This is a genomic window from Mesorhizobium sp. L2C066B000, from assembly GCF_000502335.1.
GTDB lineage: Bacteria > Pseudomonadota > Alphaproteobacteria > Rhizobiales > Rhizobiaceae > Mesorhizobium.
The window spans coordinates 71,206-86,382 of record NZ_AYWZ01000003.1 but is presented as its reverse complement, the minus strand read 5'-3'; the positions used below and the strand labels follow the sequence as shown (position 1 = coordinate 86,382).

At 63.4% G+C, this 15,177-nt stretch carries 15 protein-coding genes and 1 pseudogene; 11 read left to right on the top strand and 5 right to left on the bottom strand.

All coding sequences use genetic code 11. The features are described 5' to 3' along the window. Positions 1 to 158: 158 nt before the first annotated feature. Complete coding sequence (gene rpoH / locus X733_RS154725) at positions 159 to 1,070, top strand: RNA polymerase sigma factor RpoH (RefSeq protein WP_023670124.1); 912 nt, start codon at positions 159 to 161, stop codon at positions 1,068 to 1,070. A gap of 308 nt (positions 1,071 to 1,378) precedes the next feature. Here rpoH and X733_RS154730 read toward each other — a convergent pair whose 3' ends face one another. The 4 genes from X733_RS154730 to X733_RS154745 form a co-directional block, all read right to left on the bottom strand. Continuing rightward, positions 1,379 to 2,251: an MBL fold metallo-hydrolase gene (locus X733_RS154730; RefSeq protein ID WP_023818423.1), complete on the bottom strand. Its 873-nt coding sequence runs from the start codon at positions 2,249 to 2,251 to the stop codon at positions 1,379 to 1,381. 145 nt (positions 2,252 to 2,396) lie between these two features. Next, entirely contained in the window at positions 2,397 to 3,056 is a 660-nt protein-coding gene (locus tag X733_RS154735) for a peroxiredoxin (RefSeq protein WP_023806528.1), read from the bottom strand. Positions 3,057 to 3,246: 190 nt separating this feature from the next. Beyond that, complete coding sequence (locus tag X733_RS154740; RefSeq protein ID WP_023670127.1) at positions 3,247 to 3,612, bottom strand: cell division protein ZapA; 366 nt, start codon at positions 3,610 to 3,612, stop codon at positions 3,247 to 3,249. A 12-nt stretch (positions 3,613 to 3,624) separates the two neighbouring features. Continuing rightward, the gene (locus tag X733_RS154745) at positions 3,625 to 3,897 is read right to left on the bottom strand and encodes a DUF4164 domain-containing protein (protein ID WP_023670128.1); all 273 of its coding nucleotides are present in this window, start codon (positions 3,895 to 3,897) and stop codon (positions 3,625 to 3,627) included. Positions 3,898 to 4,170: 273 nt separating this feature from the next. On the opposite strand from X733_RS154745, the gene tkt reads away from it, so the two are divergent. The 8 genes and pseudogenes from tkt (at position 4,171) to X733_RS154780 (ending at position 14,024) form a co-directional block, all read left to right on the top strand. Continuing rightward, entirely contained in the window at positions 4,171 to 6,162 is a 1,992-nt protein-coding gene (tkt, locus tag X733_RS154750; RefSeq protein WP_023818422.1) for a transketolase, read from the top strand. 155 nt (positions 6,163 to 6,317) lie between these two features. Continuing rightward, positions 6,318 to 7,328 carry a type I glyceraldehyde-3-phosphate dehydrogenase gene (gene gap, locus X733_RS154755; RefSeq protein WP_023683984.1) on the top strand — a complete coding sequence of 337 codons (1,011 nt, stop codon included), beginning with the start codon at positions 6,318 to 6,320 and terminating at the stop codon, positions 7,326 to 7,328. 206 nt (positions 7,329 to 7,534) lie between these two features. Further along, positions 7,535 to 9,495 (top strand): annotated as a pseudogene (locus tag X733_RS01000000166105) (potassium/proton antiporter). A 145-nt stretch (positions 9,496 to 9,640) separates the two neighbouring features. Next, entirely contained in the window at positions 9,641 to 10,843 is a 1,203-nt protein-coding gene (locus X733_RS154760; RefSeq protein WP_023670132.1) for a phosphoglycerate kinase, read from the top strand. 120 nt (positions 10,844 to 10,963) lie between these two features. Then, entirely contained in the window at positions 10,964 to 11,989 is a 1,026-nt protein-coding gene (locus X733_RS154765) for a class I fructose-bisphosphate aldolase (RefSeq protein WP_023701319.1), read from the top strand. Between the two features lie 172 nt (positions 11,990 to 12,161). After that, positions 12,162 to 12,902 (top strand): thioredoxin family protein, encoded by a 741-nt coding sequence (locus X733_RS154770; RefSeq protein ID WP_023683988.1) that lies wholly within the window; start codon positions 12,162 to 12,164, stop codon positions 12,900 to 12,902. A gap of 62 nt (positions 12,903 to 12,964) precedes the next feature. After that, positions 12,965 to 13,678, top strand: coding sequence for an SGNH/GDSL hydrolase family protein (locus X733_RS154775; protein WP_023818421.1), 714 nt, complete (start codon positions 12,965 to 12,967; stop codon positions 13,676 to 13,678). Positions 13,679 to 13,703: 25 nt separating this feature from the next. Beyond that, entirely contained in the window at positions 13,704 to 14,024 is a 321-nt protein-coding gene (locus tag X733_RS154780; RefSeq protein ID WP_155924185.1) for a hypothetical protein, read from the top strand. A gap of 9 nt (positions 14,025 to 14,033) precedes the next feature. On the opposite strand, the gene X733_RS1000000167885 is transcribed toward X733_RS154780, so the two are convergent. Next, positions 14,034 to 14,195 (bottom strand): hypothetical protein, encoded by a 162-nt coding sequence (locus X733_RS1000000167885; RefSeq protein WP_023683991.1) that lies wholly within the window; start codon positions 14,193 to 14,195, stop codon positions 14,034 to 14,036. 204 nt (positions 14,196 to 14,399) lie between these two features. Here X733_RS1000000167885 and X733_RS1000000167880 point away from each other — a divergent pair, with 204 nt between their 5' ends. Further along, positions 14,400 to 14,570 (top strand): hypothetical protein, encoded by a 171-nt coding sequence (locus X733_RS1000000167880; protein WP_023670139.1) that lies wholly within the window; start codon positions 14,400 to 14,402, stop codon positions 14,568 to 14,570. A gap of 182 nt (positions 14,571 to 14,752) precedes the next feature. Beyond that, entirely contained in the window at positions 14,753 to 15,163 is a 411-nt protein-coding gene (locus X733_RS154785; protein WP_031193200.1) for a hypothetical protein, read from the top strand. Positions 15,164 to 15,177 lie beyond the last annotated feature (14 nt).

Here is a 15,177-nt window from a genome sequence, read left to right as displayed (position 1 = left end):
TCACTTCAGCGTGACACACTGTTTCGTGTTGAACAAATGCCTGTCTTTTCTGGTTTTGTTCCTATATAAATCAGTTGCCGCGGGCGAGCCTTTTGGTGCTCGCGTCACATGCCCGCCGCGTTTCGGGGGCATCACTCCAATAGAGAGGGGGCGCAATCATGGCCCAGTCACTACCCAGTATTGTTTCCGGCGAAGGCGGCCTCAGCCGCTACCTGGAAGAAATCCGCCGCTTTCCGATGCTTCAGCCGCAGGAAGAGTACATGCTCGCCAAGCGCTACGCCGAGCATGAAGACACTTCCGCTGCGCACAAGCTCGTCACCAGCCATCTTCGGCTCGTCGCCAAGATCGCCATGGGCTATCGCGGCTACGGCCTGCCGATCGGCGAAGTGATCTCGGAAGGCAATGTCGGCCTGATGCAGGCCGTCAAGAAATTCGAACCCGAGCGTGGCTTCCGCCTCGCGACCTACGCCATGTGGTGGATCAAGGCCTCGATCCAGGAGTACATCTTGCGCTCGTGGAGCCTGGTCAAGATGGGCACGACCGCCAATCAGAAGCGCCTGTTCTTCAACCTGCGCAAGGTGAAGGGCAAGATCCAGGCGCTGGACGATGGCGACCTCAAGCCCGACCAGATCACCGAGATCGCCACCCGGCTGAACGTGTCGGAAGCTGAAGTCGTGTCGATGAACCGCCGCCTGTCCGGCGACGCGTCGCTGAACGCGCCGATCCGCGCCAGCGAAGGTGAATCCGGCGAATGGCAGGACTGGCTGGTCGATGACCACGAAAGCCAGGAAGACATGCTGATCGAGCAGGACGAGCTGGAAAACCGCCGCGGCATGCTGTCGGGCGCTCTGGCCGTGCTCAACGATCGTGAGCGGCGCATCTTCGAGGCCCGCCGCCTCGCCGAGGAGCCGCTGACGCTGGAAGAACTGTCGTCCGAGTTCGACATCAGCCGCGAGCGCGTGCGCCAGATCGAGGTGCGCGCCTTCGAGAAGGTGCAGGACGCGGTCAAGGCCGCCGCCAAGCGCCAGATGCAGGCGCTGCGCACGATCGAGGCGCAGCCGGCGGCCTAAGGCTGGGTTCGGTTAAGGAACAGAAGGCGGCGTCGGGAAACCGGCGCCGCCTTTTTTGTTTTGTCGTCCGTCGGCGGTTAGCGAAAGTCGGACAACAGCTGATCTCCCCCCTTGAGGGGGAGATGTCCGGCAGGACAGAGGGGGGCGTGACGGATCGCAGCTTGCGATTTTAACTATCCCCAACCTGGAATTGTTCGAGCACACAGCAAAGGTCGGCGGGACAGCACCCCCTTCTGCCCTGCCGGGCATCTCCCCCTCAAGTGGGGAGATTGGCAGCTTCGGCGACGGCGCCTACAGCATGAACCGATCTACAGCCCATCCAGCGGAAACTTGAGATACCGCCTCCCATTGGCCTCCGGTTCCGGCAGCCGTCCACCATTCATGTTGACCTGCAGCGCATGCAGGATCAGCCGCGGCATCGGCAGTGTCTTGTCGCGCGCTTCGCGCAAGTCGACGAACTCGGCTTCGCTGCGCGCCGCAACGAGGTGGATATTCTTTGCCCTCTGCTCGGCGACCGTGCTCTCCCAGCACGGCTCGCGCCCGCCGGCCTGATAGTCGTGGCCGACGAACACCCGCGTATCGTCCGGCAGCGCCAGAATGCCCTCAATCGAATGCCACAGCCGCGCGGCACTGCCGCCGGGAAAGTCCGTCCTTGCCGAGCCGCTGTCGGGCATGAACAGCGTGTCGTGGACGAAGGCTGCGTCGCCAATGACATAGGTGATCGAGGCGAGCGTGTGGCCGGGCGAGAACAGCACCTTGACCGGCAGGTTGCCGATCATGAACGTTTCGCCTTCCCCAAACAGCCGGTCCCACTGCGAGCCGTCTGCGGGGAAATCCGGCCAGTTGTAGATCGCCTTCCACAGCGCCTGGACTTCGATGATCCTGTCGCCGATCGCCGTCGGCGCGCCGGTCTTTTCCCGGAGATAGTGCGCCGCCGAGAAATGATCGGCATGCGGATGGGTGTCCAGGATCCACTCGAGCTCCAGCCCGTTTTCGCGGATAAAATCCAGCAAGGCGTCGGCATTCTTCGTCGCCGTCGCGCCGGATTTTTCGTCGAAATCGAGGATCGGGTCGATGACGGCGCAGCGTCTCGTCACCGGGTCGGTGACGACATACTGGATGGCGCCGGTCGGCTTGTCGTAGAAGCCGGCGACCTCAGGTTTGGCCGAAGCGATGTCCAATGTCCGGCCCCCCTGCCCCTTGCCCGACAGGAACCGTTTTCTCCGTCGGGTTGAACAAGAGCATGGTCATCTGGCAAAGCGCGCCGGTCAAGCACGCCTTGCCACAAATAGGACTGAAGCCCCAAATAGCTCCGACGGAGAAAACCTAGGCTGACGGCTGCTTGGTCTTCCTGAGATAGGGCAGGATCGTCTCGAAAGCGCCAAAACGCTTGACCGCATCTTCGTTCGAAACCGCGGCGGTGATGATCACATCCTCGCCCTGCTTCCAGTTGGCCGGCGTCGCCACCTGGTGCTTGGCCGTCAGCTGCATGGAATCGACCGCGCGCAGGATCTCGTCGAAGTTGCGGCCCGTCGTCATTGGGTAAGTCAGCACCAGCTTGATCTTCTTGTCCGGCCCGATGACATAGACCGAGCGCACCGTGGCGTTGTCGGCCGGCGTGCGGCCTTCCGACGTCTCGCCGGCGCCCGCCGGCAGCATGTCATAAAGCTTGGCCACCTTGAGGTCCTTGTCGCCAATCAGCGGGTAGTGCACCGTCTGGCCGGTCGCCGTCTTGATGTCGGCCTGCCACTTGTCGTGGCTCGCAACGGGATCGACGGAAATGCCGATGACCTTGACGTTGCGCTTCTTGAACTCGCCTTCGAGCCCCGCCATCGTGCCCAGCTCGGTGGTGCAGACCGGGGTGAAATTCTTCGGATGGCTGAACAGGATCGCCCAGCCGTCGCCGATCCAGTCATGAAACTTGATCGGCCCTTGCGTGGTCTCGGCGGTGAAGTCAGGCGCGATGTCGTTGATACGAAGGCTCATGGCATTATTTCCCCAGCAACAGATTTCGTCAGGAGCGGCCGTGGACGGCGTCAACGCTCCGGCATTCCCGCATCTTAGCGCAAAAATCGCGGCTGCAGGACAATAGAAAACTATTATTGGCGACGGAACGAGCACTTTCGTTCTACGGACCGACGTTGGGCCGACAATCTTTCGTTTGTGCGGGAAAGGCTCAGGCCTTGTTGACCGCCAGCGACGTGGCCAGGTCTTCCATGCGCTGGGCGAGCGCGCCGAGCGCGCTGGTCAGCACAGTGTCGTTCTTGTCGGCCTTGGTCAGCGCTTCGTCGCGCGTCTTGCGCAGCGTCTGCACTTCGGTCTCCATGCCCTTGACCCGCTTCTGCAGCTCCGAAAGCTCGTCCATCACCATGATGCCGGCCATCACCGTCAGCCGCTGGTCGCCGATCTCGCCGAACGAATCCTTCAGATGCGAGACATAACGGTCGAACCGCTCGGCGAGGTCGATCAGGTGCTCTTCCTGACCCTCGTCGCAAGCCATGCGATACTGCTTGCCGTCGATGGAAACCGTGACCTGTGCCATGGCCTGCAGCTCCTACCTGTCCAGCACCGCGCGGATGGTTTCCATGGCGGTCACCAAGCGGCGCGACACTTCCTTGTTGGCATCTTCCAGCCGTTCGGCGCGGGCTTCGGAATTGTCGAGTTCCTGCGCCAGCCGTGAACGGTCGGCGTTCATGCGCTGCACCTCAGCCTCGGCTTCGGAATAGTCGCGCTCGTGCTCGAGCTTGGCCGCGACGGCGTTTTCCAGCCCCTCGATGGCCTTGCCCAGCCTGTGGATGACTTCCTTGAGTGTGGTTTCGCCGGTCATGGCCTTCGTCCTGTGCCCTGCCCATCACCGAATCGCTTCGCGTTCAGAACGCGTTAACAAGGAAACATTAGGCACCGGGTGAAGGCAACGTCAACAAAGCTCTCGCGACTGTCCCCCGCTAACGCTAATGTAGGTCGCCCCATAAGGTCTCAAAGCCATCACAAGACCGGCAAATGTGCAGCCGATTTGTTGACTAAAAGCCCGTGGCTGCTATGTGTCGCGCACTCTTTCCTGGGCTCTGCCAAGCCCACAAATCCCCACCCCGGAGGTACCATGACGTCGCGTGAACAACATGACCGGATGGCCAATGCGATCCGTTTTCTCTCCATGGACGCCGTCGAGAAGTCCCAGTCCGGCCATCCCGGCCTGCCCATGGGCTGCGCCGACATCGCCACAGTGCTGTTCACCCGCTTTCTGAAATATGATCCGAAGAACCCCCATTGGCCGGACCGAGACCGCTTCATCCTGTCGGCCGGCCACGGTTCTATGCTGCTCTACTCGCTGCTGCATCTGACCGGTTACGAGGACATGACCCTCGACCAGATCAAGCATTTCCGCCAGCTGGGTTCCAAGACTGCCGGCCATCCCGAATACGGCCATGCCACCGGCATCGAGACGACGACCGGCCCGCTCGGCCAGGGTCTCGCCAATTCGGTCGGCTTCGCGCTCGGCGAGCGCATCATGAACGCCGCCTTCGGCAACGACCTCGTCGACCACTACACCTATGTCCTGGCCGGCGACGGCTGCCTGATGGAAGGGGTTTCGCAGGAAGCCATCGCGCTGGCCGGGCACCTCAAGCTCAACAAGCTGATCGTCTTCTGGGACAACAACAACATCTCGATCGACGGTCCGGTTTCGCTTGCAGACAACACCGACCAGGTCGCCCGCTTCCAGGCCTCGGGCTGGAACGCCAGCCACATTGACGGCACCGACCCCGAGGCAATCGCCTACGCCATCGAAGCCGCCCGCCATTCCGACAAGCCGACGATGATCGCCTGCAAGACGACCATCGGCTTCGGCGCCCCGACCAAGGCCGGCACCAACAAGGCGCACGGTTCGCCGCTCGGCGCCGACGAGATCGCAGGCGCGCGGAAATTCTTCAACTGGGACTCGCCGCCCTTCGAAATTCCGGCCGACATTCTCGACGCCTGGCGCACCGCCGGCAAGGCCGGCGTCAAGCCGCGCACCGACTGGGAAGGCCGGCTCGCCAAGGCCAAGCCTGAGTTGAAGGCCGAGTTCGAGCGCCGCCTTGCCGGCAAGCTGCCGTCGAATTTCGATGCCGTCATTGCCGACTACAAGAAGAAGCTGTCGGCCGACAAGCCGAAGGTCGCCACCCGCAAATCGTCGGAAATGGCGCTGGAAGTCATCAACGGCGCGGTGCCGGAAACCATCGGCGGCTCTGCCGACCTCACCGGCTCCAACAACACCAAGACCAGCCAGACCAAGAACATCACGCCGGACGATTACGGCCAGCGCTATGTCCACTACGGCATCCGCGAGCATGGCATGGCGGCCGCCCTCAACGGCCTGACGCTGCATGGCGGCCTCATCGCCTATGGTGGCACCTTCATGTGCTTCTCCGACTATGCCCGTCCGTCGATGCGGCTGGCGTCGCTGATGGGCATCCGCTCGATCTTCGTCATGACCCATGATTCGATCGGTCTGGGCGAAGACGGGCCGACCCACCAGCCGGTCGAGCACCTGGCGGCGCTCCGCGCCATCCCCAACCACAATGTCTTCCGTCCGGCCGACGCGGTGGAAACCGCCGAATGCTGGCAGATTGCCATTGAATCGGAAAAGACCCCGTCCACCCTGGCGCTGACCCGCCAGAACCTGCCGACGGTGCGCACCGAGCACTCGGCCAGGAACCTCAGCAGCCAGGGCGCCTATGAACTGGCCGCGGCGAGCGGCGAAGCGGCGGTGACGATCTTCGCGACCGGCTCCGAGGTCGAGATCGCGCTCGGCGCCCGTGATTTGCTTGAAAAGCATGGGCACCCGACCCGCGTCGTCTCGGTGCCTTGCTTCGAACTGTTCGACCGGCAGAGCGACGCCTACCGCAAGGAGACGATCGGCAACGCGCCGATCAAGATGGCGATCGAGGCCGGCATCCGCCAGGGCTGGGATCACCTGATCGGCTCCGACGGCATCTTCATCGGCAAGACCGGCTTCGGCGCTTCCGGCACCATCGAGCAGCTCTACCCGCATTTCGGCATCACCGCCGAAGCCGCGGCCAAGGCCGCGGAAGCCCGCCTGCACGGCAAGTAAGATCAGGGTCAGTCCCGCGCACCTCCAAGGCGGATTCGCGGGGCTGGACCAACCTAATCGATTTAAATTCGGCCTTCTGCGGCTGGATTCTTGTGCCATCCGCCGCTATGAAGCTGCGGACCCATCTGCCGCCTTCAGCTCCCAGGGAGAGTAAAATGACCGTCAGAGTTGCCATCAACGGATTTGGCCGCATCGGCCGCAACATCCTGCGCGCCATCCATGAATCCGGCCGCAAGGACATCGACGTCGTCGCCGTCAACGACCTCGGCCCGGTCGAGACCAACGCGCATCTGCTGCGCTATGACAGCGTGCACGGCCGCTTCCCGCACGAAGTGTCGGTCTCGGGCGACCAGATCACCGTCGGCAAGGAGACCTTCAAGGTCACCGCGATCAAGGACCCGGCGCAGCTGCCGTGGAAGGAGCTCGGCATCGACATCGCGCTCGAATGCACCGGCATCTTCACCGCCCGCGACAAGGCTGCCGCGCACTTGACCGCTGGCGCCAAGCGCGTCGTCGTCTCCGCGCCTGCCGAAGGTGCTGACCTCACCGTCGTCTACGGCATCAACCACGACAAGCTGACCAAGGACCACATCGTCATCTCGAATGCGTCCTGCACCACCAACTGCCTGGCGCCGCTGGCCGCCGTGCTGCACGAGACCGTCGGCATCGAAAAGGGCATGATGACGACGATCCACTCCTACACCGGCGACCAGCCGACGCTGGACACCATGCACAAGGATCTCTACCGCGGCCGCGCGGCTGCCCTGTCGCAGATCCCGACCTCGACCGGTGCGGCCAAGGCGATCGGCCTGGTGCTGCCCGACCTCAAGGGCAAGCTCGACGGCATCTCGATCCGCGTGCCGACCCCCAACGTCTCGGTTGTCGACTTCAAGTTCATCGCCAAGCGCGCCACCACCGTGCAGGAGATCAACGAAGCGGTGATCGCCGCCTCCAACGGCAAGCTCAAGGGCATTCTCGGCGTCACCCATCATCCGAATGTGTCGATCGACTTCAACCACGATCCGCGCTCGTCGATCCTGGCGCTCGACCAGACCAAGGTCATGGACGGCAACTTCGTTTCGGTGCTGTCCTGGTACGACAATGAGTGGGGCTTCTCCAACCGCATGGCCGACACCTCGGTCGCCTTCGGCAAGACCATCGCCTGACCTGAAGGCATCGTCTTGCAGCTTCGAACGCCCGGCTTTGCCCGGGCGTTTTTCGTCAGCGCGCCGGGCAAGGCGCGCCGAGCCGCCAAACGCCGGAAAATCAGCGGCATAAGGCAAAAAGCCATCCTTGCGCCTTGCACCGGCCATGCCTTCGCCCCACTCTCCCGTGAATCGGTAGAAAGAGGAATTCGAGGGGCAAATCACGGATGGAGCATGCGATCTATCTCGTCACGCTGGTCGGCACAGCGCTAGTCGTCGCCGCAGCGTTCTCGAGCCTGATCGCCTTCCGCTTCGGCGCCCCTTTGCTGCTGCTCTTCCTCTGCATCGGCCTCGCCAGCGGCGTCGATGGTCTCGGCATCGAATTCGACAATGCGCGCGTGGCATATTTTGCCGGCTCGCTGGCGCTGGCGGTCATCCTGTTCGATTCCGGTTTCGGCACGCCGCTCAACGCGCTGCGCCAGGCGGCCGGACCGGCGCTGTCGCTGGCGACCTCCGGCGTAATCCTGACCACTGGCCTGTTCGGCGCCGCCGCCTATTATCTGCTCGACCTCAGCTGGCTGGAATCCTTCCTTCTGGGAGCTGCCGTCGCCTCGACCGACGCGGCTGCGGTGTTCTTCCTGCTGCGCGCCGGCGAAATCAATCTGCGCGAGCGCGTGCGCGCCACGCTCGAAGTCGAATCCGGCACCAACGACCCCATCGCCATCTTCCTGACCATCACGCTGGTCGAGATCATCGCCGCCCACGCCAATCCCGAGACCCATGTGCTGGTCACCGACCTGATCCTCGGCTTCCTGCTCAATATGGGGCTCGGCGCCGTCGTCGGCGTGCTTGGCGGGCTCGGCATCGTGCGCCTCGTCGACCGGCTCAACCTCGACCATGGCTTGCTGCCGATCTTCGTGCTAACCCTGTCGCTGATGGTGTTCGCCGCGGCCGGCGCCATTGGCGGCTCGGGCTTCCTGGCGGTCTATCTCGCCGGGCTGATTGCCGGCAACTCCGACATCCGCGCCGTCACCATCCTGAAGCGCTTCCAGGACGGCATGTCGTGGCTGGCACAGATCATCATGTTCCTGATCCTCGGCCTGTTCGCGACACCCTCGCAGTTTCCGGCGATCATGGTGCCGGCGGTGCTGCTCGGCCTGTTCCTGATGTTTGTAGCGCGCCCGGTCGCCGTCTGGCTCTGCCTTATCCCGTTCCGCCTGCCGCGTCCCGAGATCGCCTTCGTCTCCTGGGTCGGCCTGCGCGGCGCCGTGTCCATCCTGCTTGCCATCACCCCGCTGCTCGGCGGACTGGAGAACGGCCGCACCATCTTCAACGTCGCCTTCATCATCGTGCTGGTATCGCTGGTGGTGCAGGGCTGGTCGGTCGGTCCGCTGGCGCGCCGGCTCGGCCTGATCGTGCCGGCGAGGCTCGGGCCGCTCGACAAGGTCGAACTCGAACTGCCGGGCTCCGCCCACCACGAACTGCTCGCCTACCGCGTGGCGCCCGGCAGCCCGGTGGCGCGCGGCGAGCGTATCCCGCGCTGGGCACGGCCCTCGTTGGTGCTGCGCGACGGCCGCTCGATGCGTTTCCAGGACATGGGCCGGCTCGCGGCCGGCGACCAGGTTTACATCTTCGTGCCCGACCGCTATCCGCGCCTGCTTGACAAGCTGTTTGCCAGCCGCGCCGTAGTCGACCCCGANACATCTTCGTGCCCGACCGCTATCCGCGCCTGCTTGACAAGCTGTTTGCCAGCCGCGCCGTAGTCGACCCCGAGGATGCCGACTTCTTCGGCGCCTTCGCCGTCGATCCCGCCCGCTCGGCCGCAGAGCTCGAGGCCGCATACACACCGGGATTGAGCGAAGCCGAGCAGAAGCTCACCGTCGGCGCGCTGGTGACGGCAAGGCTTGGCGGCCATGCCGAATATGCCGACCGGGTGCTGATCGGCCCGATCGAATTGATCGTCCGCGACGTCGACGACAAGGGCAAGATCACCGGTCTCGGCCTCTCCTTCGAGCCGACCGCGCCGGTGGCGCGGGTTCCGGTGTTCCTGAGCGCCGGCGAGATCGGCGATCGTGTCTCCGCCTTCATCCGCAACTGGCGCAAGCCGACCGAGACGCAGACTGCAGAGGCGACAGCCAATGAGAAGGCCCTTGAGCCGACGGCGGAAAAGATAACGACAGAAGGCTGACAAGCGATCGGTTCACGCTGACGTCCCGCATCATCACGACAGCCTTCGCCTTGATCTCAAAATTTAGCTCGCACCCCGGCTCAAGCCTTGCATCGTCATCGATGCGAGGTATGGTCCCGGCGATTTTCCACGGAAAGGAACCCGCATGGCCGCCTTCAAGACACTCGACGATATCGGCAATATCAGCGGCAAGCGCGTGCTGGTGCGCGTCGACCTCAACGTGCCCGTCGCCGACGGCAAGGTCACCGACGCCACCCGCATCGAACGCATCGCGCCGACCATCGCCGAGCTGTCCGGCAAGGGCGCCAAGGTCATCCTGCTCGCGCATTTCGGCCGCCCGAAGGATGGTCCCTCGCCCGAATTCTCGCTGGAGCCGATCGCCAAGGCTGCCGCGGAGGTGCTTGGCCGCCCCGTCGGCTTTGCCGGCGACTGCGTCGGCGACACGGCGGGCAGTGCGGTCGCCGCCATGAACAAGGGCGATGTGCTGCTGCTGGAAAACACCCGCTTCCACAAGACCGAGGAGAAGAACGACCCGGCCTTTACAGAGCGGCTCGCCGCCAATGGCGATATCTTCGTCAACGACGCCTTTTCCGCCGCCCACCGGGCGCACTCCTCGACCGAAGGCCTGGCGCGGCTGTTGCCGTCCTATGCCGGCCGCACCATGCAGGCCGAGCTCGAGGCGCTGGAGAAGGGGCTCGGCAATCCGGTCCGCCCTGTCGTCGCCATTGTCGGCGGCGCCAAGGTGTCGACCAAGATCGACCTGTTGATGAACCTGGTGAAGAAGGTCGACGCGCTGGTGATCGGCGGCGGCATGGCCAACACTTTTCTCGCCGCGCGTGGCACCGCTGTCGGCAAGTCGCTGTGCGAGCATGACCTTGCCGCGACCGCCAAGCAGATCATGATCGAGGCCGCCGAGGCCGGCTGCGCCATCATCCTGCCTGTCGACGGTGTCGTCGCCAAGGAATTCAAGGCGGGTGCGGCCAGCGAGACCGTTGCCATTTCGGATGTCCCGGCTGACGGCATGATCCTCGATGTCGGCGAAAAGACCGTGAAGACGATCGGTGAATGGATCGACCGCGCCGCGACGCTGGTCTGGAACGGCCCGCTCGGCGCCTTCGAGATCGAGCCTTTCGACCACGCCACGGTGGCGGCGGCCAGGCACGCGGCGGCCCGCACCAGGGCCGGCAAGCTGGTCTCGGTCGCCGGTGGCGGCGATACGGTGGCCGCCCTCAACCATGCCGGCGTCGCCGACGACTTCACCTATGTCTCGACCGCCGGCGGCGCTTTCCTCGAATGGATGGAAGGCAAGCCGCTGCCCGGCGTCGACGTGCTGAAGAAACAAGCCTGACCGGATCGGGGGCGCAAAAACGGACGCCAGGAACTTTCAATCGATTCGAGCTTTCCGATCCCATTCCTTTGGCGGTAGACTTCCGTTACGCGCGGAACGTACCCCCTTAGGAGAAGAAAAATGAGCGAACGTCTCGAAGACATTGCCGCCGCGATGGTGGCCGGCGGCAAGGGCCTGCTGGCCGCCGATGAGAGCTCCGGCACCATCAAGAAGCGCTTCGACGTTATCGGCGTCGAATCGACCGCCGATAGCCGCCGCGACTACCGCGAGATGATGTTCCGCGCCAAGGACGCAATGACGAAGTACATCTCCGGCGTCATTCTCTACGACGAGACCATCCGTCAGAAGGCTGCCGACGGCACGCCTCTGGTCGACATCATCAAGGCGGCGGGCGCCATTCCCGGCATCAAGGTCGATGCCGGCGCCAAGCCACTCGCCGGCTTTCCCGGCGATACCGTTACCGAAGGCCTCGACGGCTTGCGCGAGCGGCTCGCAGATTATTACAAGCTCGGCGCCCGCTTCGCCAAATGGCGCGCGGTGATCGACATCGACACCGGCAAGGGCGTGCCCTCGGTCAATTCGATTGCCTCCAACGCCCATGCGCTGGCCCGCTATGCCGCACTGTGCCAGGAGGCTGGCATCGTGCCGATCGTCGAGCCGGAAGTGCTGATGGACGGCGCGCACGACATCGACACCTGCTACGACATCTCGAAGGCAACGCTGATCAAGCTCTATGACGAGCTGCATGCGGCGCGCGTTTTGCTGGGAGGCACCATCCTGAAGCCGAACATGGTGCTGGCCGGCAGGAAGTCGGGCAAGGTGAGCAGCCCCGAAGAGGTCGCGGAAAAGACCATAAAACTGTTCCGCGAAACCGTACCGGCAGCGGTGCCGGGCATCGCCTTCCTTTCGGGCGGGCAGTCGGACGAGGAGGCGACCGCCAACCTCAACGCCATCAACGCCATCGGCCAGCATCCGTGGAAGCTGACCTTCTCCTATGGCCGCGCCTTGCAGGCCGCCCCGCAAAAGGCCTGGAGCGGCAAGGCATCGAACGTCGCCGCCGGCCAGGCCGCCTTCACCCATCGTGCCCACATGAACCATCTGGCGGCGCTGGGACAATGGACGGCGAGCCTCGAACAGGCCGCCTGAGCGCAGTCCTCCCGTTGTCATACAACCCGGGCCGATGCGCCCGGGTTTGTTTATGCAAAGCCCGGCTTGGACGGAGTTCGTCCATCCTTATCTCCTTTTCGGCAAAAGCTGACGGCGATGTCGGTTTCTGCCCACCCCAAACGTCCTTGGGTGAACAGACAGGGAGAACTTCATGACTCGCAGCAAGGTGGTTTCGCGTGAAGACTGGTTTGAGGCGCACAAGGCGCATCTGGCGCGCGAGAAGGAATTGACACGGTTGCGTGAGCGCATCGCCGCCGAGCGGCGTGAACTGCCCTGGATGAAAATCCGCAAGGACTATGTCTTCGAGACCGAGCAGGGTCCGAAGAACCTGGCCGGACTGTTCGGCGCCAACAGCCAACTGATCGTCTACCACTTCATGATGACGCCAGGATCGAACCACCGCTGCGAAGGCTGCTCCTTCCTTGCCGACCATATAGACGGCGCCGATCAGCATCTCAGGCGCCACGACGTGTCGCTGGTGGTGGTTGCGCGCGCGCCGCTGGCGGAACTGCTGCCTTACAAGCAGCGTATGGGCTGGAAATTCGACTGGGTGTCGTCCTACGCCTCGGATTTCAACTTCGACATGCAGGTCTCCTTCACCGACAAGCAGATCGCGGCCGGCGACACCACCTACAATTTCGAGACGCGTCCGCGCACGTCAAAGGACCTTCCCGGCACCAGTGTTTTCTACAAGGACGAGAACGGCGACATCTTTCTCACCTTTATGTCGCGCGCCCGCGGCGGCGAGGCGCAGATCGGCACCTATGACTATCTCGATATGACGCCGAAGGGCCGCGGCGAAAATGGCCCTTATCAAAGCCTGATGGACTGGGTGCGGCTGCATGACGAATATCAGGAAAAGCAGGCGGCTAAGGAAAACTGCTGCGACTAGAAGCGCGTTCACCTGCGCCCAAACATGCGCTAAGGCTGCCGTTAACCTCTAACGGTATTGCCATGCGCTTCCCGGCCCTTCTTACCTGGCTCGCCTACCCCGTCTATGTCTGGCAGGGCCTCGGCGTGCGCCGCCGCACCACCCGCATGCTGCCGGCACAAGGGCCGGTCATGCACGAAATAACGGGCAAGGCGCCGGCCATCTCGCTGCTGGTGCTGGGCGATTCCTCGGCCGCTTCCGTCGGCATCGGCAATTCCGAGAACGGGCTTGCCGCGCAGCTTGCCGTCATGATCGCGCAGCGAACCGGCCTTGCCGTGCGCTGGCGCGCCGCCGGCTTCAACTCGGCAACGTCGGGCCAGATCCGCGACCATGTGCTGCTCAATCTGTCGGCCGATCGGTGGACGCATATAGTGCTGGCCATCGGCACCAACGACACCAAGAATTTCCACTCGGTGCCGCGCTTCAAGAAAGAGTTCGGCGGCCTGCTTTACGCGCTGCGCGCCAAATGGCCGGAGGCCCGCGTCGTCTGGTCGCCGGTGCTGGAATTCACCCGTGCGCCGGCCATGCCGCCGCTGCTCGGCAAGATACTCGAAATCCGCGCTACCGCAATGAACCGCATGGGCGAGCGCCTCTGTTTCGAGCGCGGCGCCGTGCCGGCGCCACGGCTGCCGATCACCAACCCTGAGGCCGGCTTTGCCTCCGATGGCTTTCATGCCTCGGAAGCCGGTTACCGCGCCTGGGCCGAACATCTGGTCGGATGGGTGCTCGCCGATTGACCTGAGGGGGCACAAGCTCGGACTGGTGGGCTTCAGAGAACTGACGCGAGTATTTCCAAATACTGTTGATTGCAGCCTGCTTCCAATGGATCTGAGCCAGAATATCATCCAGCAGCAATGGACGAGCTACGGCCTGGATTCCGAAACCGGCAACGACACCTGCACGCTGACCGGCAACCGCGCCGAATCGAGCAAGCATGTCATTCCGGCCGGCCCGGCCAACGCCACGCCTTTTATTGCGGCGAACCTGCCGGAATTCATGACGACGCGCGGTGGCGATTACTTCTTCGTGCCCAGCCTCAACGCCATCCGGATGATTGCCATGGGAACGGTGGACCCGACCTGACCCTCAAGGCTATGCCCAGTGCCCCAGCGCACCCGCCAGCGCGATGGCCGCCATGGCGATCAGGGCCAGCTTCCAGAAATCGCCGCGCCGCTTCAGGCCCGGCCAGCCGAGCGGCTTGATCAGCTGAATGGCCATCATGCCGATGATGACGAGCGCGAGGAGTTTCGACATGCCCGCCTTTGAGCAGCATCGCGACAGGCTGTCAAAGCGGTTCTTGCATGGTCTCGGTCGACTTGGCCATTCCTGACAAAAGGCTCGTTTCCGAACCGACCGCCAAGCACCTCGCAGCTTTCTTCAACGAGCTGACATGCTCCTGACAGACTGCTGTCAGGAGGGGTATGCGATAGTGTCTCCATCAGAGAAGAGGAGATGGTCATGAACAGCTTTGGTATTTTGAACAGCGTACAGCACTATGTCGGCAAGATCCGCACGATGCGCAATGAAGTCCGTACCCAGCGCTTCCTGAACTCCTTGCCGGCGGACATCCGCAAGGACATTGGCTGGCCGGATATGTATGAGGGTCACAGCCGCATTCGCGAGATCTGAGGCGTTTTACATGACAATGCTTGGATGCGGACCCCGCAACGCCCGGATCATTGACATCGACCCCCGGGCGGCGACCCCTCGGGCTGGCGCAAAGACTTTTGGCGCCTGCTGCGGACAATGCTGAAGGCTCCTGACAGAATGCTGTCAGGAGCACCATGCCATAAACGTGTCAGGAGACATGAATGGTGAAAAGCTGGAACGACAGGCTGAACACGCCGGGCGTCAACGGCGTGAAGCCGACGCCACGCACAATGGGCGACGTCGTCGAGGGCCAGCCGATGCTGGTGCCGACGGCCCGTCAGGTCGATGATTTCATTCGCACGATCCCCAACGGCGTCGAGATGGATGTACGCGCCTTGCGCACCGCGCTCGCCATCGAGCATGGGGCGCAAGTGACATGTCCGGTAACCATCGGCTATCATCTGCGAACCGTCGCCGAAGCCGCCAATGAGGATCTCGAACGCGGCATGACGCTGAACGATATCACGCCGTACTGGCGTGTGCTCGACGTGAACACGCCGACAACGAAGAAGTTGTCCTTCGGCGCGGAATTCGTCGCCGTGCAGCGCAAGCGCGAAGGACTTAAACCATAATGCGTGTCGCCCAA